The sequence below is a fragment of the Vibrio mytili genome, assembly GCF_000830505.1.
GTDB lineage: Bacteria > Pseudomonadota > Gammaproteobacteria > Enterobacterales > Vibrionaceae > Vibrio > Vibrio mytili.
In genome coordinates this window covers 50,330-73,104 of the sequence record NZ_JXOK01000009.1, presented here as the reverse complement: position 1 = coordinate 73,104, position 22,775 = coordinate 50,330, and the positions used below count along the sequence as shown (strand labels likewise).

At 43.6% G+C, this 22,775-nt stretch carries 21 protein-coding genes and 1 pseudogene; 6 read left to right on the top strand and 16 right to left on the bottom strand.

Features of this window, described 5'->3' with window-relative positions; all coding sequences use genetic code 11:
• Positions 1 to 215 precede the first annotated feature (215 nt).
• Positions 216 to 497: an HlyU family transcriptional regulator gene (locus SU60_RS04390; RefSeq protein WP_041154498.1), complete on the bottom strand. Its 282-nt coding sequence runs from the start codon at positions 495 to 497 to the stop codon at positions 216 to 218.
• A gap of 61 nt (positions 498 to 558) precedes the next feature.
• Positions 559 to 942: a late competence development ComFB family protein gene (locus SU60_RS04385; RefSeq protein ID WP_041154497.1), complete on the bottom strand. Its 384-nt coding sequence runs from the start codon at positions 940 to 942 to the stop codon at positions 559 to 561.
• A 402-nt stretch (positions 943 to 1,344) separates the two neighbouring features.
• On the opposite strand from SU60_RS04385, the gene SU60_RS04380 reads away from it, so the two are divergent.
• On the top strand, positions 1,345 to 2,589 hold the full coding sequence (locus tag SU60_RS04380; protein WP_041154496.1) for a GGDEF domain-containing protein: 1,245 nt from the start codon (positions 1,345 to 1,347) through the stop codon (positions 2,587 to 2,589).
• A gap of 10 nt (positions 2,590 to 2,599) precedes the next feature.
• Here the strand turns inward: SU60_RS04380 and SU60_RS04375 are convergent, their stop codons facing one another.
• Positions 2,600 to 3,592, bottom strand: coding sequence for a Solitary outer membrane autotransporter beta-barrel domain (locus SU60_RS04375; protein WP_052481484.1), 993 nt, complete (start codon positions 3,590 to 3,592; stop codon positions 2,600 to 2,602).
• A gap of 393 nt (positions 3,593 to 3,985) precedes the next feature.
• Here SU60_RS04375 and SU60_RS21920 point away from each other — a divergent pair, with 393 nt between their 5' ends.
• Complete coding sequence (locus SU60_RS21920; RefSeq protein ID WP_164833028.1) at positions 3,986 to 4,129, top strand: hypothetical protein; 144 nt, start codon at positions 3,986 to 3,988, stop codon at positions 4,127 to 4,129.
• A complete protein-coding gene (locus SU60_RS04370) occupies positions 4,114 to 4,551 on the top strand; it encodes a DUF3069 domain-containing protein (RefSeq protein WP_041154495.1) in 438 nt (145 codons plus the stop codon). The genes SU60_RS21920 and SU60_RS04370 overlap by 16 nt, the downstream gene beginning before the upstream one ends.
• A 71-nt stretch (positions 4,552 to 4,622) precedes the next feature.
• Here SU60_RS04370 and modC read toward each other — a convergent pair.
• The 8 genes and pseudogenes from modC to nrdD all read right to left on the bottom strand — a co-directional run bounded on the left by modC (position 4,623) and on the right by nrdD (position 13,666).
• Positions 4,623 to 5,728 (bottom strand): annotated as a pseudogene (gene modC, locus SU60_RS04365) (molybdenum ABC transporter ATP-binding protein ModC).
• The gene (modB, locus tag SU60_RS04360) at positions 5,725 to 6,414 is read right to left on the bottom strand and encodes a molybdate ABC transporter permease subunit (protein WP_041154494.1); all 690 of its coding nucleotides are present in this window, start codon (positions 6,412 to 6,414) and stop codon (positions 5,725 to 5,727) included. Before modB ends, modC begins: the two are co-directional and overlap by 4 nt.
• A gap of 12 nt (positions 6,415 to 6,426) precedes the next feature.
• Positions 6,427 to 7,179, bottom strand: coding sequence for a molybdate ABC transporter substrate-binding protein (gene modA / locus SU60_RS04355; RefSeq protein ID WP_041154493.1), 753 nt, complete (start codon positions 7,177 to 7,179; stop codon positions 6,427 to 6,429).
• Between the two features lie 46 nt (positions 7,180 to 7,225).
• On the bottom strand, positions 7,226 to 8,689 hold the full coding sequence (locus SU60_RS04350) for a cobyric acid synthase (protein ID WP_041154492.1): 1,464 nt from the start codon (positions 8,687 to 8,689) through the stop codon (positions 7,226 to 7,228).
• Positions 8,690 to 8,893: 204 nt separating this feature from the next.
• Positions 8,894 to 9,586 carry an ATP-dependent zinc protease family protein gene (locus SU60_RS04345; RefSeq protein ID WP_041154491.1) on the bottom strand — a complete coding sequence of 231 codons (693 nt, stop codon included), beginning with the start codon at positions 9,584 to 9,586 and terminating at the stop codon, positions 8,894 to 8,896.
• Positions 9,587 to 9,598: 12 nt separating this feature from the next.
• Positions 9,599 to 10,786, bottom strand: a complete 1,188-nt coding sequence (locus tag SU60_RS04340; protein WP_041154490.1) for an amino acid aminotransferase — start codon at positions 10,784 to 10,786, stop codon at positions 9,599 to 9,601.
• 209 nt (positions 10,787 to 10,995) lie between these two features.
• A complete protein-coding gene (nrdG, locus tag SU60_RS04335; protein WP_041154489.1) occupies positions 10,996 to 11,466 on the bottom strand; it encodes an anaerobic ribonucleoside-triphosphate reductase-activating protein in 471 nt (156 codons plus the stop codon).
• A 79-nt stretch (positions 11,467 to 11,545) separates the two neighbouring features.
• Complete coding sequence (nrdD, locus tag SU60_RS04330; protein WP_041154488.1) at positions 11,546 to 13,666, bottom strand: anaerobic ribonucleoside-triphosphate reductase; 2,121 nt, start codon at positions 13,664 to 13,666, stop codon at positions 11,546 to 11,548.
• A 307-nt stretch (positions 13,667 to 13,973) separates the two neighbouring features.
• Between nrdD and SU60_RS04325 the strand changes: the two genes are divergently transcribed.
• Entirely contained in the window at positions 13,974 to 14,840 is an 867-nt protein-coding gene (locus SU60_RS04325; RefSeq protein ID WP_041154487.1) for an endonuclease/exonuclease/phosphatase family protein, read from the top strand.
• A gap of 68 nt (positions 14,841 to 14,908) precedes the next feature.
• Here the strand turns inward: SU60_RS04325 and SU60_RS04320 are convergent, their stop codons facing one another.
• Genes SU60_RS04320 through SU60_RS04300 form a run of 5 tightly spaced genes read right to left on the bottom strand, consistent with a single transcriptional unit; the run spans position 14,909 to position 20,578 of the window.
• A complete protein-coding gene (locus SU60_RS04320) occupies positions 14,909 to 15,973 on the bottom strand; it encodes an efflux RND transporter periplasmic adaptor subunit (protein ID WP_041154486.1) in 1,065 nt (354 codons plus the stop codon).
• Positions 15,970 to 19,287, bottom strand: coding sequence for an efflux RND transporter permease subunit (locus SU60_RS04315; RefSeq protein ID WP_041154485.1), 3,318 nt, complete (start codon positions 19,285 to 19,287; stop codon positions 15,970 to 15,972). Before SU60_RS04315 ends, SU60_RS04320 begins: the two co-directional genes overlap by 4 nt.
• A gap of 30 nt (positions 19,288 to 19,317) precedes the next feature.
• Entirely contained in the window at positions 19,318 to 19,776 is a 459-nt protein-coding gene (locus tag SU60_RS04310) for a YeeE/YedE family protein (RefSeq protein WP_041154484.1), read from the bottom strand.
• A 22-nt stretch (positions 19,777 to 19,798) separates the two neighbouring features.
• Positions 19,799 to 20,218: a YeeE/YedE family protein gene (locus tag SU60_RS04305; RefSeq protein WP_041154483.1), complete on the bottom strand. Its 420-nt coding sequence runs from the start codon at positions 20,216 to 20,218 to the stop codon at positions 19,799 to 19,801.
• A 51-nt stretch (positions 20,219 to 20,269) separates the two neighbouring features.
• Positions 20,270 to 20,578, bottom strand: a complete 309-nt coding sequence (locus tag SU60_RS04300) for an ArsR/SmtB family transcription factor (protein ID WP_041154482.1) — start codon at positions 20,576 to 20,578, stop codon at positions 20,270 to 20,272.
• 172 nt (positions 20,579 to 20,750) lie between these two features.
• On the opposite strand from SU60_RS04300, the gene SU60_RS04295 reads away from it, so the two are divergent.
• Positions 20,751 to 20,936, top strand: coding sequence for a YgaP family membrane protein (locus SU60_RS04295; protein ID WP_041154481.1), 186 nt, complete (start codon positions 20,751 to 20,753; stop codon positions 20,934 to 20,936).
• Between the two features lie 91 nt (positions 20,937 to 21,027).
• On the top strand, positions 21,028 to 22,731 hold the full coding sequence (locus tag SU60_RS04290) for an FAD-dependent oxidoreductase (protein ID WP_041154480.1): 1,704 nt from the start codon (positions 21,028 to 21,030) through the stop codon (positions 22,729 to 22,731).
• Positions 22,732 to 22,775 lie beyond the last annotated feature (44 nt).

Here is a 22,775-nt window from a genome sequence, read left to right as displayed (position 1 = left end):
TAACGTTAGGTAATGAAAATGACGCTATTTGCCCCTCGAAAGCTTTACCTTGAGAAAAAACAGCACATAGGCTCCATGCTTGAGGTCCAACCAGTGGCTGTTAATCGCTTCATTAACAGTAAGTTAAGCCAAGAGTCTTTAAAAATAGTAAAAGCCATCAGCATATACACTAATGGCTCTAATTTAGATGATTCGAATCAAATTGTCGTGATTTGTTAATCAAAGATTTTGTCGCCCATTTGGTCAATGAACATTTGCGATTTTTTGAGCATCAATTCGTTAGCGTCTTGTTCTGAGCCAAGTACGTCAGAACGAATAAAGCGGTGTGACTTTACTTCACCATCGATCTCTTTTTCAATGCGGCCAGCAATACGATATTGGCCGCCCTCAGCAATGCTTTCCTGATAAATGAGAAAACCATTATATTCTACGGGATCAACCGTTTTTACTTCAGCAGTATTTTGACTGCCGCCAAACAAGCGCGAAAAAAAGCCCACAGTTCCTCCTAAGGTTTGCCTAAGTTCAAATCGCCATCCCAAGACAGTAATGTTGCCGACATTAGCCTGCAGTTGAGTTATGTTTCGTGATATTTAAGATTGGCTTCTCAAACCATTCCAATTGGCTGTCTCCATCATAACGGGTATGAGAAAGAATAACAGGCACATCACGGTTACGGTCTTGACGTCTGTCATCTTGTATCATAACTGCGGCGTTTTCTACTGCTATTTCAGCACTTTGCTTAAATTGAGAGAGTTTTTCTTCGGGAAGCGATGATAAAAAGTCGATGTCATGACGAATGTATACCGGCTTTAGTTGGATCAAAGCTAAACAAGCAATATCGGCCAGTTGTTCATGGTCAAACTGAACGATGTACTTGTCTAAGTTCAACACTTGACCGACCAAGGTTTCCATATAATTGTGTACTTCAGAGCTGATGTGCATTGCAGATTATCCCCATAATACTGTTGTATGGCTAACGTGACTCCGACAGACATGATTCAGAGCGATACCAAACCTGAAACTCGGAAGCTTTCGCTAGACCGAACGTTCTGAGTTAACTTGAATATAATTATAGCAACTAGTTGCTATTAACAACTCTTTGATTGCTCTTAATTTAATCAATCTATGTGTTTTTATTGGGATACAGACTAAAAAGCTTGGGTTAATGACAAGTTACACTTATTCTTGACTGTCGTTGACGCCTTGTGTGCTGTTAACGCTTAAACGATTGTTGACTCACTAATATTTCGTACTCTGCAATGTAGCACTCTACACTAACAATATGAGCAACAAGCTGAATAACATTCATAGACATAATTAACAAGTTACAGGTTACGGATAAACATGTCCCCATCTTTAATGACGTCATCTGGTTTCAAGTTTTTCTTTCCAATAATGCTTTTGGGATTAGTGATCGCCAGTATGAAAAGCATCATACAAATGACGGAGTCAAATTGGGGTATAGCGATCAACTTACCTTACATATTGTTCTGCGGAGCACTTATTATGTGCTATGCATTTAAGCAAGGGCGAGAGTCAATGGTGTGTTTGGCGATGCTCGTAGCTTATTTTGTCATTCAACACCGGCTTCAGGTACCGCTTCAATCTGGTACAACACTCATCGAACTCAGTATTTTAACGACATTATTGCCTGTATCTTTTCTTGCAGTATTTCTATTCAATAAAGACGGTGGCGATTCAAAATCTTTGCTCGTCTACATTTTAATGTTGTCGTTGTTTTTTATCTGGTCGTATATCACGCTGACATTTCATATTGAGGGTGGGTTTCGGGAGTGGACTAGCGGTATCTTATTTATCGAGCCCAGTATATCTAAGCTTCCTCTGATATTAGTTTTATATTGTATTGGCATTGTTTGCTTTCTTGGCATTCTGGTTCTTAAAACCAATCAGATTATTCATGGTATGACGTATTCGGCCATGATACTTGCGTCAGCAACATTCATTTTTTTTGATGTTCAATATATATCAAGCACGATGTTCACTTTAGCCGGTCTACTTATGATCATCTATTCTATGACTGCCAGTCATCAACTGGCATTTACCGACAGCTTAACGCAGCTCCCTAGTCGTCGAGCCCTTGATATTGATCTCAAACACTTAGGAACCAAATACACTATCGCCATGTTGGATGTCGACCATTTCAAGAAATTCAACGACAAATATGGTCATGATACTGGCGACGATGTTCTTAAGATGGTCGCCTCTCGCATGAATAAGGTTCATGGTGGTGCAAAAGTATATCGCTTTGGCGGCGAAGAGTTCACCATTATCTACAAGGGAAAATATATTGATGAATGTCATGACTCGTTAGAGGCACTGCGAGAATCGATTGCAAACTATCAAATGGTCCTACGAAATGACGCTTCTCGACCTGATGATCATAAACAAGGGCAATTGCAACGTGGTAAACAAGACAACCCAAAAAGAAAAACAGTATCGGTGACAGTAAGCTTCGGCGTAGCGGATAGTCACAGTATTTTAGACCCTGAGGAAGTCATTGCTTTAGCGGATGAAGCGCTCTATAAAGCGAAAAAAGCCGGTCGAAACTGTATCAAGTACAATCATTAACCGTTCTGACTCACTGTTGATTAAAAAACAAAGAAATACTCCCTCCTTTGAGTGCACTGCCGTAATTTATAGTCAGACCGATGCCTACGTTATCGATCCAATCACTGTCGAATGGAGGCGTCATCAGCCATCCTAAGCTTGCTTCATAATAATTGGTTGCATTGATTGGCTCACGAGTATCAGCACCTATATCAACCCGGTTTATACTGGCGTAAAGAGTCTGTATGGTATTTTCAAAGTTTGCAAAATCATAAAAGGCTTTAATGCCATTAACCCAATACCATCCTTCCGGTTCACCCAATTCTCCATAGTTCGCGTCCCCCCATGATGTACCATAAAAGTAATGTGGCGAAGACCAGACATACCATCTCCCCCAGTTCTTATCTTGTTGATATTTAAACGTAGCGTTAACTTCACCAACAAGCGCCCAAGCGTCCGTATTAAAATAGACACCTTCAAATAAGTCACGATACTCGTCAAGCGCATCACTTCGGTAGGAATAGTTATTCTTGTAGTAAATTAAGTGGGTACCGATGGCTCCCGACAAGGAAATTCGTTCCGTAATCTGCTGCTCTTGCTCGATTTCAACATAACCTCCATATACTTGCTCTTTATTTTTATCCGGCGTTTTTGTTGGATCGAGAGAGACTTCTTGTTCATTACCAAGTAGGTAAAATCGACCATTGAAGTAATAACTCGCTTGACCATCTTCCAGTTCTGTCAGGTCGATGCTGTACGGTAAAATATAAGCTGTCACTCGTTTTCTAAGATCGATTGAGTCTCTAGAGCCAATATCTTCATTCTCTATATTGAATGCTTCGTTCGGGTCAAAATGATTAAAACCAAGAGTCAATACATCACTATCCGACAGAACAATCGAGCTAGCAAAACTTTGTTCAAACTCTTTTTTCAGTTGCTGCCTGACTGACTCTGCGTTAGTGATAAACGACGGTAGTGACAGCGTAACCAAGGCAAGAATTGATTTAATACATTTATTTTTCATTAACTTACCTCCTCCTCCCTTACATAGATATATGGAGTCATAAACATGCTCTAAGTAAAAAGAGAAAAGTTGCAATTCACGTCGTTGGTTCATCACGATAATCCATTTCCATCCATTTACTTGGCGACTAATGAGTGACACCGTCACCTAGGTAAGGATGTGTCCCTACTCTTTAATCATATATCAGGCCTAGCCAGACGCCCGAATAACATCACAGTCAAAATACGAAGCGTGCTTTTCCTGAACGTCGTCAATACCCGATGGGACAATGAAGGTAACGAGGATACGGCTATCAGGAAGTAGCACAAGACTTAGAAATACGCGTGGTTTCATTGGTCTAATGTTACGAAAAATAAAGTCGTAGTATAGATATTTGCTAAGTTTGGTATTACTATGCCCGGCTTTTGTTACCAGCAACACAATGTCACTGTCGCGTTGTATGCATTTAATCCAAACTCGGGTTACTATGATGCGTCGGAAGTACAAGGCAAAGAACGGCCCGATCTAAGAAGAGATACTCTATGTCAGAAGCAATGACCAACGAAAGTAAAAAAATCGATCTTGATACTATTTCTCCAGAATTGCGTAAAGTCATCGAATTTGATGAAGTTCCAGAGCAAATGTTTGAAATGGTCATCTCGATCCACGAAGTGTCTGAAGAAGCGGTCCGCGAATCTTGGGATGAAATGCCAGCAAGCGCACAAAACATTCTGGATAACTTCGAGCAATTTCATGCTCTAGTCTCTGTCGGTCAAGCATTTGCGGGAATTAATGTTATGGAAGAGTTTCCTACGTTAGACCTTCCAGCCAGCATGACAGATGAAGACAAAGAAGAATATCGTGCTCAGTTGCTTGATAATGTCCTTCACAACTGTGTTAAAGATATGGTCAAGCAAATGAAAAAAGCACGTCGTGACCCACTGTTAAAACGTGAATTCAAAGAAGTGTTTTTAAAATAACAGTATTCTTTTAACGTTTTAGAGACGTAAACGCGTAAAAAGGCCACGAATGTGGCCTTTTTGTTTAATTTTTAATGCGGTGCAGACACGATATCGCGCTGCGTTACACTGACGCCTTTGATTTGTGCGAATACTCGATCCCCTACTTTTAAGTCGAGATCATCCAACGCCCAGGGGGTTATCGTCGCCCACAAATAGCACTGCTCATCGAGTTTTAATGACAATGTAATGCTGTGTTTATCTTCGCCAGCTTTAAATTCTTCGATCGATGCAATAGTGGCTGGCAGAACGTTACGAATTGACGACAATACAGGCTGCTCTAAAACTATCGAAACATCATTAGCACGAACCTGCAAGCGAACGGGTGTATCGGGCTCCCCAACTATCTTCTGCACCATAAATGGGATTTGGGCGCAAGCCTAACATTCGTTAAGGCGTACTTAGGGTGATGATGAGTGATTCTACCCTCAAATAAACTGCTATGATCTGAAAAAGATTGCCATGGTCTCATCGCATGCGATGCCCAGACTTCTTCAAGTTTACCAGACGTGATAACTCTCCCTCGATCAATAATAGTTAGGTGCTGGGCAAGTCGTAAAATCTCTTGCAAACTGTGTGTTACGTACACAATAGGAATATTAACCTTGCTTGAAAGCTCCTCAAGAAACGGCATTACTTCACGCTTACGTGGCATATCAAGTGACGCCAGCGGCTCATCCATCAGCAAGAGCTGAGGCTTGGATAGTAAGGCCCTTGCTATCGCTACTCGCTGTTTCTCTCCGCCAGATAATGAATTAGGGTAACGGTTTAACAAAGATTGAATTGACAGTAGTTCTATCACCTTATCAAAGTACGCATTGTCGTTTTTAGTTACACCATAAAGCAAGTTTCCACGTACAGAGTAATGCGGAAACAAGCGCGCATCTTGAAACACATAACCAATTTTTCGTTGGTAAGCCGGTAAATTAATTCCTTTTTTACTGTCAAACAAAACATGATGACCAATGGTCACTTTGCCTTGTTTAGGAGTTAGCAATCCACTGATTACATTAATTAAGGTGGTTTTTCCTGCACCAGAACGGCCAAACAGCGCACTTATTCCGTGACGCGGTAACTCAAGGTTAATATCAAAATCCGTATCTCCAAGTGTCTGTTTTATTTGTATATTTATGCTCATGCCTTGGTCCCCAGACGATGTGAGGATTTACGATTTAGCCACTCGGATACCATTAATGTCGATAGCGCAAGTACGATAGAAATAATACAAAGACGCGCTGCCTCCATTTCTGCACCGGGCGTTTCAATGAAGTTAAACATGGCTAAAGGGATCGTTTGCGTCTCACCGGGTATGTTTGATACAAAGCTGATTGTTGCACCAAACTCCCCTAAACTGCGGGCAAATGACAACATAGTCCCCGTAATAATACCTGGGATAGTGAGCGGCAATGTTATGGTTAAAAAGACTTTAAGTGGTGACGCACCCAGTGTCGATGCTGCATGTTCTAATTTAGGATCGACATTATCTAAACTTAAACGAATTGAGCGAACCATGAGTGGAAGCGCGACCACAACGCAAGCCACAACTGCGCCTTTCCAGTTGAAACTGAAGACTAAACCAAGGTGTTCATATAGCCAGCGACCTAAAAAGCCCTGACGCCCAAGACTTATAAGGAGTAAATAGCCAATCACAACGGGCGGTAAAACCAAAGGTAGGTGAATCAGACTGTCTAGTATCGATTTACCAAAGAACTCTTTTCGCGATAGTAGCCAAGCGAGGCTCACACCTAACGGAATAAGCCAAAGCACCGCATAAGCACCTACTTTAAGACTTAATATTAGCGCTTGATACTCAAGTTCTGTCACATACTTCCCTTATTATTGAAAACCATACTGTACAAATACTTTGTTGGCTTCACTCGACTGTAAATATTCTAGAAATTGTCGCGAGTTGGGAGAATCTTTTACGAGTGCAACTGGATAGACAATATCAGTGTGCATTTCGTTGGAAAATTCGCCGACAATTCTAACTTTAGCGCTGAGTAGTGCATCTGTCTTATAGACGACACCGAGTGGCGACTCTCCGCGTTCAACAAATGCCAAAGCAAGTCGAACGTTCTTAGCTGGAGCCACCTTTCTTTTCAGCTTATCCCAGAGACCAAGTGTCGTTAATGACTCTTTGGCATACATCCCTGCGGGAACGGATGCAGGGTTCCCCAAAGACAAACGGCTATCATCTAAAATTGAGTTCCACGCGTTGAGATCTGATATGTCTAAACGCTGAATTTTGGAATCCTTTGGCGCAATGATAACGAGGCTATTTCGCACCAAATTAGTGACACTGTCACCATCAACTTGTTTAGAGTCGACGAGATATTTCATCCATTTCGTATTCGCTGATATAAATACATCGGCAGGTGCGCCATTTATGATTTGTCGCGCAATCGACGAGGAGCCACCATAGACCGGCGTCACAGCAATACCGTACTTATCTTCAAATGCTTGTGCTATGTCATCGATAGCATTGGTCATTGAAGATGCCGCATATACTTTAATATCGGCTGCCGCAGTCGCTGAAAATACAAGCGTTAAAATTGCCATAAGGCAAGCATGTGTTTTCCATACTTTCATAGTTTGCTCCGTCGCAATGCATTTGTTATTTGTTATTTGTTATTTGTTATTTGTTATTTTCGCGAAACAGAAAATCAAGGTTTAGATGTTGCTCGATTGCATCTGCAATACGATTAATCCCCTGTTCTTTTTGGGCCGCATAGTCTTGCTGTTTTACTTGGGTGCCGTTTACCCATTCGGTAATTAGATTCAACCCTTCAGTTTCATCGAGAAAACCATGCAAATAGGTACCAAGAATCTGGCCACATTCGCTCAAGGCACCATCATGTTCACCTGAACTAAGCGTAATCGGCTGCTTTTCATAGACATCGGTTCGACCTACGTGAATCTCATAACCTTTCACTTTGGCGTTTTGATCATTGAGATTAAGGACGGCTTCTTCGATGGTGAGTTGCTTACTATTGGTTAATACCGTATGTATATCAAGCAAGCCCAATCCGGTACTTTCTCCTGGCTTACCTTCAACGCCGTCGGGGTCATGAATGGTTTTGCCCAACATCTGATAACCGCCGCAAATACCAATGACTTTTCCTCCGAGGCGTAAATGCCGCAGAATATCCTTGTCCCACCCTTGGCTGCGCAAATAGGCAAGATCGTCTCTGACAGATTTGGTACCAGGTAAAATTACCAAATCTGCTTTATCGATTTTCTCACCTTGACCAACATATCGGAGGTTGATATCTGGGTTCAGTCGCAGCGCATCAAAGTCGGTATGATTACTAATACGAGTTAAGACAGGGACGACAATGTTTAGCTTAACGTCGTTATTCAATTCTTGCTGCGTGGTGATAGCATCTTCTGCTTCTAAATTAAATCCATGGAGATATGGCAACACACCCAAGACCGGTTTACCCGTTTTTTCTTCCAACCAGTCTAAACCAGGCTGTAGCAAGCGGATATCACCACGAAATCGATTAATAACAAAGCCTTGTACACGCGCTTGCTCTGACTCAGAGAGCAAGGCTAAAGTTCCGAACAAGTGAGCAAACACGCCACCACGGTCGATATCAGCAACGATGATGACCGGAACATCAGCCGCCTCGGCAAATCCCATGTTCGCAATATCGCCCTCACGCAAATTAATCTCTGCGGGACTGCCTGCACCTTCAATCATGATGGATTGATATTCTTGGCTTAAACGAGAAAAAGAGTCTAAGACCGTGTCCATCGCGACCTTTTTATAGTCATGAAATCCTGCCGCGTCCATATCGCTAATTGCTTTGCCTTGTAAGATGATCTGAGCACCGGTATCACTATTTGGCTTAATCAGCACTGGATTCATGTGCACAGTTGGCTCTATACCGCAGGCTTGAGCCTGTACCGCTTGCGCACGGCCTATCTCACCACCATCTTTTGTGACCGCGCTATTCAACGCCATATTTTGCGGCTTAAATGGCGCAACATGAATCCCTTGTCTTTGTAAGACGCGGCAAAGGCCAGCCACAAGTACACTCTTGCCGGCATCCGATGTGGTGCCTTGAACCATTAAAGATGGGATTGCTGATTTCATGATGTTACGTATGACAAAAAATAAGATGACCAATCATAACGTTATCGTCATACCTATGCCAAGGAGAATAGCTATTGCCAGGAGCTTCAATTCCCCCGCTGAGACGAACACCTTGTGGCGTTTGGCAATACTGAATGATTAGAGAGATAAAAATGGCTTCCTATTGGGAAGCCATTAAATGAAAATGTCTGTAGCTAGCTTTGATTACTTCTTGCTTGGCTTATTTTGAATGTATTTTTTGGATACATCCACGACGGCAATGTCTCGGAAAAAACTGCGTCCTAACAAAACAGGAAATGTCATATGCCCACGTTCAGCCAGTGTGAATTCTGTTTTTTCTTTGTAATCCCCCACTTGGATATACGCTAAAACCACTGGCCGTTTATCCACGTCGTCTGAAGACGATTGTTTTACCTTAGCCCAACGCGCTACGGGTACTTTGAACTCTTTACTCGTTTTACCATCAAAGTCGATTTTAAACTGTACCCAATCTTTACCATCACGTTCAAACGGAACAATGTCCGTTGCACTAATAGATGACGTTGTGGCACCAGTGTCTACCCGAGCTTTAAACGTTTGATCAATGTCAGGAATATATACCCATTCTTCAGAGCCTAATACCAACATTCCGTCAGGTGTTTTCTGAACCTTCGCTGGCTTTTCAGGTTTCGGTTTCGGCTTTTCCTCTGATTTTTTCTTTGGCTTTGGTTCCGGTTTCGTCTCAGGTTTAACGACTGGCTCAACCTTTGGCGTGACGTCTACTGCCACTTCAGGCTTCTCCGGCACTGGTTCCTTGACTTCTGGAGTCGTAGGTTCAACCGTTGCGGTTTGTGTTGAGGTACAAGCCATCAAAGTACCGCTCAGTACAAGCGGTAGAATCAGTTTCCAGTTGCTCATCTACACTCCGAGTTAAAGTTTAGACACTTTTTTAATTGCATCCGCGACATACGGGATATGGTTCTCGGTCAGTCCTGCGATGTTAATTCGTCCATCACCGACACCGTAAATACCATAATCTTCACGAAGTTGCGTCATTTGGTTTTCACTAAATCCTAGCACAGTAAACATACCTTTGTGGCTTTCAATGAAATTGAATTGATCAGTATTATGGTTATTTCTCAATTCGTTACATAAGCTTTGACGTAGGTTTAATAAACGTTGTTGCATTTCACTGAGCTCTTGCTTCCAGATAGAAGTCAACGCTGTGTCCTGTAGGATCGTTTTGACCAATGCAGCACCGTGATCTGGCGGCATCGTATACGTCGCCCGAGCCAGTGTCAGTAGTTTGCCTTTTGCATTGGCAACATCTTGTGCGTTTTTGCCCACAACAATCGCTGCACCTGTGCGCTCACGGTACAAACCAAAGTTCTTTGAGCATGACGTCGTAATAAGCATCTCATCGACATTATTCGCCATAAAACGCAGACCTTTCGCGTCTTCTTCAAGGCCATCACCGAATCCTTGGTAAGCAATATCAACAAACGGCGTAAACCCATTCTTCTGTGCAAGTTCTGTTATCGCTTGCCAAGCAGAATAATCAATATCGGCACCCGTCGGGTTATGGCAACAACCATGAAGTAACACCACATCTGAAGGTCCAGCTTTTGACAAGTCGTCAAGCATTTTGGCTGTATCCACTTGCTTCGTTTCTGGAGAGAAATAATGATAATACTTGACCGTGAGTCCAGCCGCTTCCATTACTGGTTTATGATTGACATAGCTTGGGTTTGATATCCAAACCGTCGTATCTGGTTGAGCGACTTTCATTAAGTCACCCAACATACGCAGCGCGCCACTCGCACCTGGCGTTTGAATAGCAGCCACACGGCCGATAGCAGACGTACCTGAAAGTAAAAGGTCAACCATGCTTTGGTTAAACTCTTCACACCCCGCCAGGCCAACATAAGCTTTTGTTTTTTGTGTATTTACAACAACATCTTGGGCCATTTGAACGGCTTTCATGATGGGCGTTTCGCCTGCGCTGTTTTTGTATACGCCAATACCAAGGTCTACCTTGTTTGGACGTTCATCGTTACGGTAAGCAACGGATAAAGATAAAATAGGATCTAATACAGGAGTTGGTAGATTAGAAAACATGAAAGTCATAACCCTTTGAAATTCAAGTGTTGAGCCTCAAGGTAACATTTCCACCTAAAATGGCGAAATGATTTTTGATGTAATCGCTTAATTATATACTCAATGTGTACCAATACACTGGCATTAGTCTACTTTAAGGGCAAAGTCACACTACTTGTGTAGCGTAACTACCGCGATCACTTTTAAGTTTGAGTTTGGAGAAGTTTCGGTTAAAAGGTATTGAATCGATGGATAACTTGGTTGGAGCTACCACGCCATTCCAAATTCAGATCTTTTTTGTCTTGCTCAAACTTACCGTCAATCAGAACGTCAATATACTCGATAATTTCCTTTTGAGGTGCGTTCAGCTCTGCCAAGGTGTACCCCGTCCAAACCCAAATGTCTTTGTTCGGACACTCTTCTCTGACACGTTTTACCAATTTAAGTATCTGAGGCACGTTAGCCGGATGAAGTGGATCGCCGCCAGACAAAGATAACCCTCGACGTTTGATTCGAGTATCGTTTAAATCAGCAATGATCTTGTCTTCTGCTTCTTGAGTAAAGAACACGCCTGAATCTAAGCGTTGCGTGGATTGATTGTAGCAGCCACGACATTGATGAACACAACCCGACACAAACAGTGTACAGCGTGTCCCTGGTCCGTTAACGACATCGATTGGATAGTATTGATGATAGTTCATGGTCACATCGCTTGGCTTTTGAGAAAAACGAAAATCAACCCATCATGAGTTGATTTCGATATATGGATTTATGCTATGTTTAGAGGTGCTTCACTCGGCGTTTAACTTCTTCTTGCTTACCGAAGTTAAACGGACGTGCATCAGGACTGCCAAGGTAACCACATACACGTCGCGTTACCGATACTTTCGTTGAGTCGTGGTTGCCGCAACTTGGGCAAGTGAAGCCTTTACTCGTACATTCAAATTCACCGGTGTAGCCACATTCATAACACTCATCGATTGGCGTATTTGTTCCGTAATACGGCACGCGTGTGTAGCTGTAGTCCCACACGTTCTCCAGTGCTTCAATATTGCGTTGCATATTCGGAAATTCACCGTAGCAGATAAAACCGCCACTTGAGATTTCAGGGTATGGCATCTCAAAATCGATTTTATCGTATGGGTTAACCGTCTTCTCTACATCAAGGTGAAAGCTGTTCGTGTAGTAACCTTTATCCGTCACGCCTTCGATGATGCCAAACTCTTTCGTATCGATGCGACAGAAACGACTGCATAGGTTTTCACTTGGCGTTGCATACAAGCTAAACCCGTAACCGGTATCCTCTGCCCATTGCTCTATCGCTCGTTTAAGATGCTTAACGATCTTAACCGCTTTTTCTCGCAGTACAGCATCATCATAAACATGAACTTCATTGCCAAACAGTGCGTTCACCGTCTCATGCACACCAATGTACCCAAGTGAGATCGAAGCACGTCCGTTTTTGAAAATCTCAGCGATAGCGTCATCAGCTTTAAGGCGAACGCCACATGCGCCTTCCATATATAAGATTGGCGCAACACGGGCCTTGACGTTTTCGAGTCGAGTAATACGCGTTTCCAACGCTCTACGAGCGAGACGTAGTCGATCATCTAACAATTCGTAGAACTTCGCTTCACTGCCTTTCGCGCGAATCGCGATACGAGGAAGGTTTAAGCTCACCACGCCAAGGTTGTTACGGCCTTCATGAACCAGTTCACCGTTTTCTTCATATGTCCCTAAGAAGCTGCGACAGCCCATCGGGGTTTTAAATGAGCCTGTAACTTCCACGACTTTGTCGTAGTTAAGAATGTCTGGATACATTCGCTTGGAAGCACACTCCAACGCGAGCTGCTTTATGTCATAATTTGGATCATCAGATTTGTGGTTGAGGCCATCTTTAATACCAAACACCAGCTTTGGAAATACTGCCGTTTTGCGGTTCTTACCCAAGCCAGCGATACGATTCTTCAAAATGGATTGCTGGATAAGGCGAGATGCCCAACTCGTGCCTAGGCCGAAACCAAAAGTAACGAACGGGGTTTGTCCATTCGCAGTGTGTAGCGTGTTTACTTCGTACTCTAGCGACTGAAAAGCGTCATAACATTCTTTTTCTGTACGGGCTTTTGCGAACGCTTCAGGCTCCGCAATATCCCACTCCTTCGCAATCTCTAGGTGCTTTTCATAGCTTGTCATGACATAAGGAGCCAGCACCTCGTCGATACGGTTGATGGTTGTGCCCCCGTATATATGACTGGCAACCTGTGCGATAATTTGTGCAGTGACAGCGGTGGCTGTCGAGATGGATTTTGGCGTATCGATCTCTGCATTGCCCATTTTAAACCCATGAGTAAGCATGCCTTTTAAGTCGATCAGCATACAGTTAAACATTGGGAAAAAGGGTGCGTAGTCCAAATCGTGGTAGTGAATGTCCCCGACTTCATGCGCCTGAACAACATCACGCGGTAAGATGTGTGTCTTCGCGTAGTGCTTAGCAACAATACCCGCCAACAAGTCGCGTTGCGTTGGAATTACTTTGCCATCTTTATTCGCATTTTCGTTGATAAGGTCAAGATTGCTTTCTTCAATCAAGCCTTCAATTTCGCGAGTCAGTGCACTTTGCTTTTCACGTGCAATATCTCGATCATGACGATACTCAATGTAGGAACGCGCAAGGGATTTGTATGGTCCTTGCATCAATTCATTCTCGACACGATCCTGAATCTCATGGATGTGAACTTCATCGTGATCTTTAAGCTGTAATTCGACCGCGAGTGCAACGTTAAGTGCGTAGATAGCGACATCTTTGTCTTTGTTTTCTGCTGCAGCTTCGACTGCCGCCTGAATGCGATCCCGATTAAACGGAGCTCTCGAGCCGTCACGCTTGATTACGATTGGTTTCACTTTTTCTCCTTACCCCAACATACTCACAGAGTTATCCACAAACACACTATATGGGGTTGTTTTTTATTCTGATGACACAATATATTGTGGCGTATTTAACGAAAAGCACCAATTGAAAACATTGACCTCGATCAATAAAGATCGGCTGTAGAACAATAAGAAATCGATATTCAAGGGATGATCAAACTTATTAAGAAAACAATGAAAACTCGAAATTTTCATTTAAATAGACTTGCTTTTTTCTCAAGTCTTGTAGAATAAAGGTTGGAAGGGAATACGATAAAATAACGGAGTGAGAGCAACCAAAATGCGATCTTTTTTTGCTATACCATTGTTACTGTTTTGTTCAGCGTCATTTGCTCAAGATTCAGTCAAACTTACCAGCTGGAACATCGAGTGGCTTTCATCCGATGGCGGAAAAATATCCCGAAATCGGGACGATTTTAAAAAACTCCACGACTATGTGGATAACTTCCAAGCTGATGTCTTGGCTTTTCAAGAAGTCGATAGTAAAGACGCAATTCAAAAGGTCGTCGGCAATGACTATGTGATTTATATGTCTGACCGCTCGGCGTCACACAACAAGTCTTTGCAATTCTCAGATACCAACCAATATACTGGTTTTGCGGTCCGCAAAGGGATTAAAGTGTCTGATCCCACCGACTTCAGGATCACACCCAACAGTAGCAAACTGCGTTTCGCTAGCTACATTGTTATGAATCCCAATACCAAAAATGAAACCCACCTTCTCTCAGTTCACCTTAAAGCCGGGTGCAGCGGCGCATACAAAAACAGCCGAGAATGCAAGACGCTTACAAAGCAGGGACAAGCGTTAGCCAAATGGATGAATGCGCGTGAAGCCAATCAACAACACTATGTGGTGTTAGGAGATTTTAATCATAACTTGGCCTATCAAGGTGATTGGCTGTGGGAAGTAATGACAAACGGCAATCGAGCTCGACTTGCCACACACAAAACACAAGCAGAGTGTAAAGTTCGCTCTAATCGAAATGCCAACAAGACCCATCAGTTCCGCTCTTTGATTGATCACATTGTGGTTAGCTCAAACTTAGACGCAGCTTTGGTTAAACAAACCGTCTTCACATCGCGAGATGTATTAAATTACAAGCTGAGTGATCACTGCCCGATCAATGCTGAAATTAGCATTCATTAACTAACGCTTTGTTATTAACTAACGCTTTGCTAAATGCAGCCTTAGTATTAATGACTAAGGCTGCACGTTCAAAGCGATAATACATCTCTTGGATCTAACAGAACCACGTCGCCCTGCTTTAAGCCGGTTCTGACTCTTCCATCATCCCCGAGCTGAATTAACCGCGTTTCCACGTTTCCGCTTTCTTGAACAACCTTGACGTAATCCAACTGCCCGACTTTGTACACCGCGTTTGCTGGAATTCTTAATACCACATCTTCAGTCAGTGCCAATGCCACTTTCGCGAATGAGCCCGGATACACTTTACCCGGTGAATCAAACTGCAACTTGACCTTGTAACTGCGAGAGTTTGCGTCAGCTGAAGGCGTAACTTCCTTGATTTTGGCTACAACACTTAAGTCATACGACGGCAAAGTCACTTGGACGGTTTTATCGTAACTGACATAAGGCATCACAGACTCAGCAAAGTTAACTTCTATTTCAAGTGACTCGGGGTTATACATGGAAAAGAGCAACGCGCTTGGTGTTGCGGTATCGCCTTTATTTATCGGCTTTTGAGTAACCAGCCCGTCAAAAGGCGCAGTGATGATACTATAGCCAAACGTTGTCTCAGCCTCAGAAACGGCCGCCTGTGCCCGGTTAAAGTTTGCTTGGGCCGTTTTGAGTGAGCTTTCTGCTTGGTCAAATTGAGACTGAGGAATCAGTTTTCGATTTAACAACGTTCGAACGCGGGTGAACTCTTTTCTCGCTGCATTGAGTTGAGCTTGAGCAGACGACAGCGCTTCTTCACTCTGACGAACACGTGCATCAAGGTCATCACTTTCTAATCGCGCCAATACATCGCCTTTCTTTACCTTGTCACCAACGTTGACCAACACTTCCATGACCGATGCCGTGAGCCGAGCCGCAATGTTTGCATGCTGTTCAGCAACCACCACTCCAGGAAATTCGCGTACAACCGGCTCACTTGTCAGTATCAATTCATGAGTTTTTACGACGCTATCATCCAGTGAATTGATGTTAGCCGAGCGCTCAGTCGGCAGTTTTTCCGTAAAAAAGCCAGCCATGTAAAGGAAAAGAAGTACAAGTACGACAAATAAAATGACGCCTAACCATTTACTATCTAATTTCATTGTTCTTCCTCCACTTGAGGCAATCCATGTCCTTGAGTATTTTGATAAGCCAAGTTGTAAACCACTGGAACGACAAGCAGAGTAAACACCGTTGATGCGGTAATGCCAAAGATGATAGCCCACGCTAAACCGTTAAAAATCGGGTCGAGCGTGATAATGACGTTACCCAGTAACGTTGTTCCTGCTGTTAGTAAAATTGGCCTCATACGCACCACACCCGATTCAATCAGCGCGTCATGTAAACTGCTACCCGCTTGCAAAGATTGTTGAACAAACTCAATAAGAACCAGAGAGTTACGCACGACGATTCCGGCCAGCGCTATCATGCCAATCATCGCTGTTGCCGTGAACAAAGCAGGATTCGGATAGCTCCCAATATCAATGCTCAATACGTTCAATAGCCAGAACCCTGGCATAATCCCGATCACGGTAAGTGGAATGGCTAACATAATAATGCCGGATACCGCAGGTAAACCCGTTTGAAGCAACATAACAACAAATACCCCAAGCAAAGCAGCACCATAAGCAATACCAAGGTCACGAAATACATCGACCGTGATCTTCCACTCGCCCTCACCGCTCCAGACGACGTTGACATTCTCCGGCACACTCCAGGAGACACCCGCACCATTGTTCAAGTATGAACGCTCTTGCCAGTGAAGTTGTGTATCTTCATCCTCGCTCGTTGTCGTCCTATTTTGATCTGCGAGGATGTCGGCCACAATCTCCCCAGGTACTCGACCAACGACTTCAGCATAAACATAAACGACCGGTTGAAGGTTTTTGTGGAATATTGGTTTATCTGCTGGTCGGTTTACAAAATGTCCAACCTCAGAAAGTTGAACCATCGGCTGCGGAGCATCCACAACGGCGCCACCAACCTCGACTTTTGCAATGCCTACTCGTCCACGTACATAGAGCTGTTTGAGTTGGTTGAGATCATCCCGGTTTTCTCGTCGAAGTTGAACTTCAATTGGTAGCGGCTCCACTTCTCTTGGATCCGCAAGATGGCCTAGTACTTTCGCACTCCCAGCAGTGATTAGCGTATTGTTGATGTCTGCAACGGAGACACCAGACAGAGCCGCTTTTTCTTGATCAACGACAAACTGCCATGTTTCCAGTGGACCTTGAATACTGGTGTCGACTTCCGAAACCAACTGCTCTTGTCGTAATCGATTTGCAACAGTTTCAGCGTGATACATTAACTCATCATAGGAGGTGGTTTCATCACCGTAGACTTCCGCGGTTATAGTAGCAATAACAGGAGGGCCCGGCGGCACCTCTACAAGCTGAATATCCGCATGATAGTGCTGCGCTATTTTTTCCAAATCACCCCGTAATCGAGTCACGATTTCGTGGGATTGCATCGAACGTTGATGTTTCTCAGCAAGGACTATGCGTAGTTCCCCTTGATAAGGTTCATTTCTCATAAAATAGTGGCGCACCATGCCATTAAAATCCATTGGTGATGCCGTACCAGCAAAACCGGAAACACTCGTAACTTCAGGGACAGTCATTAGATAATCAGCAAAGTTGGATAGTGCATTAGACGTCTCCACAAAACTTGATGATTCTGGCATATTCAATACGAGTTGGAACTCGTTCTTGTTGTCGTACGGTAGGAGTTTAAGTGGCACCAATCGCATAACAGGTAACAACGCAGCTAGCACAAACAACAACGCGACCAAGCCTAAGAATAGCTTCGATTTTCGACGGTTTTCCAATAGAGGGGTCAGGATTCTGCGGTATAGTCGATACATGGTCGAAGATTGAAGATCATAATGATCATTGTCTGCAGCACTTTTCAGAATTTTTTTTGCTAGCCACGGTGTGATCATAAAAGCAACGACTGTACTAAAAACCACACTGATCGGAACGTTAAATGCTAATGGTGCCATATATGGACCCATCATACCGGTAATGAAAAACATCGGTGTAAAGACAATCACGATCGCGACAGTCGACATCAGTAACGCACTGCGTATCTCCGCCATTGCCAATACAATAGCCTTAGTTCTGCCTAATTCTTTTCGCTTTAAATATCGTTCAATGTTATCGATACTCGCAATAGGATCATCAACGATCAGACCCAATGCTAAAATAAGGGCAAATAGCGTCACGCGATTAATCGAATAACCGAACAGTAAGTCCATCCCCAGCGCGGCACCATAGCTGATTGGAATAGCAATTCCGACGACTAATGCACTTCTCCAGTTCAAGAACAACCCAACAAATACGACAACGGTTAAAATAGAGACCCCAAGGCTAGAAACTAAACTCGTCACTTTGGCATTCGCGGTTTCGCCATAGTCACGAATAATGGCTACCTGAACTTGAGGTGGAAACTGCGCTGACTGAAGTTGTGCGAGTTTCGCTCTTACGGCTTGTGCGACGTTGACAGCGTTTGATCCTTTCTGTTTGGCAACAGAGATAAAAACCGCTGGAAACGCTTGTCCACTCGTTTTGTCTCGATACCAAGTGTCCGACGTTGCTTCCGATGCGCCGTCATAGATATGAGCGACATCTTTTAAGTAAACAGGTTTACCATTCAACACCGCAATGACAAGATCCCCGACCTCTTGTGCTGTTTTTAGTAACTGACCAGACTCTAACGTATAGTTTTGCCCCGAAACTCGTACATTTCCCCCTTGAGTTTTGTTATGACTGAGCTGGATTGCCTGCTCCAAGTCATCGATGGTCACTTTAAAATTGGCCATCGCGACCGCGTCGAGTTCAATTTGAATTTTTCTTGGCTCACCACCAATAACGCCAACTTTGTTTGTCGCGTCAAGCGACTTGATGCCTAACGTAGCTTGATCCGCAATGCGGCGAAGCTGGTGGCGATCAAGCAAATCGGGGTTGTTTGTATAGATGGCAGCGACAACGATAGGAACGTCGTCAATCTCAACCGGCTTAACAAGCCAACTGGTGACGGAAGGTGGGACTTTGTCTTGGTTGGAATACAGTTTATTGTAGAGTTTGACTAACGCATCTTCACGGTTTTCACCCACAAAAAATCGGACGATAACCTGCGCTGCGCCCTCCAGCGAAGAAGAGTACACGTACTCAACACCATCAATTTGGCTAACGAGTTTTTCGAGCGGCTCTGTAATTTGATTTTCGACTTGTGACGCACTAAGCCCAGGCGCAGTGATTAAAACGTCCGCCATCGGTACAACGATTTGCGGGTCTTCCTCTTTGGGTGTTAGCCACAATGCGGCTGCCCCGACTAGAATAGCGAGAATGATCATGATAGGAGGGAAAAAACTGTTCATTACAGACTGAACAATGCTGCGTTTTTGTATGTCGGGCATCCTTCCCCTCCTAATCTTACTCACATGAGTCTAAACTTTAGCCGTTCTCATCTTACTTGCATCTTGATTGCTCAAAACAATTTTCATGAGCAAAGAACCCGCTAACATAGAAAGAAAAAACAGTACGATAGAAACATTACCCAACGCCAAACTTGCTAACGCCGGTCCCGGGCAAATACCTGCGAGTCCCCATCCTAATCCAAAAATCGCAGCGCCAGACAACAACCGAACGTCAATATTCGACTTAGACGGAATACAATACTCCTCACCGCTAACCGATTGTTTTCTTGGCTTGATAACAAAAAAATAGCTTGGCATAAACACCGCAAGTGCGCCGCCCATCACAAAAGCCAAGCTTGGATCCCATTGACCAGTAATATCTAAAAAGCCAATGACTTTGGCGGGATCAATCATGCCTGAAACCGCCATACCCATACCGAATAGCACACCGCTCAGTAACGCGGACATACGAAAAACTGTTTTGTTCATGTTCTCTCTCTTATGATAGTTCTTATACCAAGTGAAGTCGGACAAACACGGTGAAACCTGCAACCATCATAAATACACAGGTTGCAACGATTGAACGTTTCGACAAGCGTCCAATACCACAAATACCGTGTCCGCTGGTACATCCGTTACCTAACCGTGTCCCCATCCCCACCAGTAAACCGGCAGCTAACACTAACCCCATCGAAAGGTTCGCAGTGCTAGGTACTACAACACCGAGCATTAAAACGCTGATTAAACCACCAAAGAGCATTCCAACAACAAACAAAAGTCGCCATGAGTAGTCTCCTTTTCTAGGAGACATCATGCCATTCAAAATTCCACTAATTCCGGCAATTTTTCCGTTAACAAATAACAACACCGTGGCGGAGATTCCTAATAAGACTCCCCCGAACAACGATCCCCAAGGAACAACGTCTACCATTCTTTACCTCGTTCTTATTAACTTAATTCTTACTAACTTAAACACGTTTTTTTATTGACAAAACACGCCATGAAGCGCTTTTATCAATGACTCAACTCTTGGTTCTGATAAAGAGTAGAAAACCTGTTGCGATGCCTTCCGAGCACGGATCAAGTGATGCTTTCTCAACACAGTTAAATGTTGAGAGAACGCAGATTGACTTAAAAAAGAGTGCTTCTGTAATTCTCCAACGCCTACCTCACCTTGCGTGAGTTGGCACAAGACCATTAACCGTTCAGGATGCGCCATAATTTTAAGCAGGTCCGCAGCTTCATTCGCATTCCCTTTCATTTCTGCTACATCTTTTGCTGAATAGCTCATCGGTCACCTCTGTGAAAAAAACAACTACATTAGATATTACTAAAACACATTTATTAGTCAACACTAATTTAGTTTCATTAACTTTAGACAATTTAATATTAGACAAACCTAAATTAGTTAATTATAGTAATCTCATCGATAGAGTTGTTCTGAATTCAAAAGGAGAAGAACGATGACATTAGAAAACGCAGTTAGAGTGTTTGCTGGCACTATGATATTGATTTCTGTTTTACTCACTGTCTTCGTCCACAGCAATTTCATTTGGTTTACTGTCTTCATAGGCGCTAATCTTATTCAGAGTGCCTATACAGGAATCTGTCCCGCCGCTTATATATTAAAAAAACTTGGTTTTAGCTAGTCGATGACAAAACGTCGACTTGCACAATCTTTAAAAATGACATGCAGGCGGTACTCTACTATTGCCTGCAAAACAAATCTTGGAGTGAATAATGACTAAAATCCTAATCGTCGGTGGTGTAGCAGGTGGTGCATCTGCAGCTGCACGTGCTCGTCGTCTTAGTGAAGATGCGGAAATCATCATGTTTGAGCGCGGCCCTTTCGTCTCATTTGCCAACTGCGGCTTGCCATATCATATTGGTGGCGACATCACCGAGCGCAGTAAGTTGTTATTACAAACACCAGAAAGTTTTTTAGCGCGTTTCAACGTAGACGTACGCGTGATGAACGAAGTGGTATCGATAAACCGTCAAGACAAAACAGTGACAGTAAAGAATCTTATTGATGGCTCTGAATACGAAGAAACATACGACTTCCTGTTACTTAGCCCAGGTGCAGGCCCGATCGTTCCACCGATCCCTGGACTAGATAATCCGTTGACTCACTCACTGCGTAATATCCCTGACATGGATCGAATTATTGAAACGATCCAGATGAACAAGCCAGAGCACGCCACCGTTGTCGGCGGTGGTTTTATTGGCTTAGAAATGATGGAAGCTTTCCATCAGCTAGGCATCAAGACTTCGCTCATTGAAATGGCTGACCAAGTCATGACGCCTGTTGACCGCGAAATGGCCGGTTTTGCTCACGCCGAAATCCGTGATAAAGGCATTGACCTGAAATTGGGCGTTGCTCTTGAGTCTGTCCAATTTGTTCCAAATGAACATGTGGCCAGCGTAGACGCAGGTGAGAGTGAAAAACATCAACACTTAGAAGGTGAATTGGCGCTTACGCTTAACAATGGTGAAAAACTAACCACCGATATCCTGATTATGGCTATTGGTGTTCGCCCAGAAACCAAATTAGCAAAAGAAGCGGGATTAGAAATTGGTTCTCTTGGTGGTATTTATACCAATGAATACATGCAAACCAGCGATCCTTCCATTTACGCTGTGGGTGATGCCGTTGAAGAAAAAGATTTTGTGACTGGCGAGCCAACATTAGTTCCTCTAGCGGGTCCTGCCAATCGTCAAGGTCGTATGGCTGCCGATAACATGCTTGGTCGCAGAGAAACTTACCAAGGTACACAAGGTACGGCGATTTGTAAGATATTCGACCTTGCGGTGGCTTCAACAGGTAAAAATGAGAAACAGCTAAAACGTGCGGGCATGGATTACGAAAAAGTCTACGTCCACACCGCAAGCCATGCAAGCTACTATCCTGGCGCTGAAGTCGTGTCATTCAAGATGTTGTTCGATCCAAAGACTGGCAAAATCTTAGGTGCACAAGCGGTTGGTAAAGACGGCATTGATAAGCGAATCGACGTAATGGCTGTCGCACAACGTGCTGGCATGACGGTCGAACAACTACAACATCTGGAATTGACTTACGCGCCTCCTTACGGCAGTGCAAAAGACGTCATCAACCAAGCGGCATTTGTGGCCAACAACATCATCAAAGGTGATGCTACAGCAATTCACTATGATGAAATGGATTCCTTAACCGAAGACCAAGTGCTACTCGATGTACGTAACCCAGGTGAGCTTGAAAATGTTGGCTTTATAAAGGATGCGATCAATATCTCTGTCGATCAATTGCGTCATCGTATGGACGAGCTGCCAAAAGACAAAGAGATCATTATCTATTGCCAAGTTGGGTTACGCGGTAACGTTGCCTATCGTCAGCTTGTAAACAATGGCTTTAAAGCACGTAACCTCATTGGTGGTTATCGTACTTACAAGTTTGCCAAAGCGTGAATTTACTAGCGGACTAGCTCTTAGAAACCAAAAACGTAGAAACC

Bases quoted from the DNA above. Each gene is read 5' to 3' on its own strand.
- SU60_RS04295 (WP_041154481.1), top strand. From the start codon at position 20,751: ATGACATTAGAAAACGCAGTTAGAGTGTTTGCTGGCACTATGATATTG.
- SU60_RS21920 (WP_164833028.1), top strand. From the start codon at position 3,986: ATGCCCGGCTTTTGTTACCAGCAACACAATGTCACTGTCGCGTTGTAT.
- SU60_RS04370 (WP_041154495.1), top strand. From the start codon at position 4,114: ATGTCAGAAGCAATGACCAACGAAAGTAAAAAAATCGATCTTGATACT.
- SU60_RS04320 (WP_041154486.1), bottom strand. From the start codon at position 15,973: ATGAAATTAGATAGTAAATGGTTAGGCGTCATTTTATTTGTCGTACTT.
- SU60_RS04340 (WP_041154490.1), bottom strand. From the start codon at position 10,786: ATGTTTTCTAATCTACCAACTCCTGTATTAGATCCTATTTTATCTTTA.
- SU60_RS04315 (WP_041154485.1), bottom strand. From the start codon at position 19,287: ATGCCCGACATACAAAAACGCAGCATTGTTCAGTCTGTAATGAACAGT.
- SU60_RS04290 (WP_041154480.1), top strand. From the start codon at position 21,028: ATGACTAAAATCCTAATCGTCGGTGGTGTAGCAGGTGGTGCATCTGCA.
- SU60_RS04345 (WP_041154491.1), bottom strand. From the start codon at position 9,586: ATGAGCAACTGGAAACTGATTCTACCGCTTGTACTGAGCGGTACTTTG.
- SU60_RS04325 (WP_041154487.1), top strand. From the start codon at position 13,974: ATGCGATCTTTTTTTGCTATACCATTGTTACTGTTTTGTTCAGCGTCA.
- SU60_RS04380 (WP_041154496.1), top strand. From the start codon at position 1,345: ATGTCCCCATCTTTAATGACGTCATCTGGTTTCAAGTTTTTCTTTCCA.
- SU60_RS04310 (WP_041154484.1), bottom strand. From the start codon at position 19,776: ATGAACAAAACAGTTTTTCGTATGTCCGCGTTACTGAGCGGTGTGCTA.
- SU60_RS04305 (WP_041154483.1), bottom strand. From the start codon at position 20,218: ATGGTAGACGTTGTTCCTTGGGGATCGTTGTTCGGGGGAGTCTTATTA.
- SU60_RS04375 (WP_052481484.1), bottom strand. From the start codon at position 3,592: ATGAAAAATAAATGTATTAAATCAATTCTTGCCTTGGTTACGCTGTCA.
- SU60_RS04385 (WP_041154497.1), bottom strand. From the start codon at position 942: ATGCACATCAGCTCTGAAGTACACAATTATATGGAAACCTTGGTCGGT.
- SU60_RS04300 (WP_041154482.1), bottom strand. From the start codon at position 20,578: ATGAGCTATTCAGCAAAAGATGTAGCAGAAATGAAAGGGAATGCGAAT.
- nrdG (WP_041154489.1), bottom strand. From the start codon at position 11,466: ATGAACTATCATCAATACTATCCAATCGATGTCGTTAACGGACCAGGG.
- modA (WP_041154493.1), bottom strand. From the start codon at position 7,179: ATGAAAGTATGGAAAACACATGCTTGCCTTATGGCAATTTTAACGCTT.
- SU60_RS04350 (WP_041154492.1), bottom strand. From the start codon at position 8,689: ATGAAATCAGCAATCCCATCTTTAATGGTTCAAGGCACCACATCGGAT.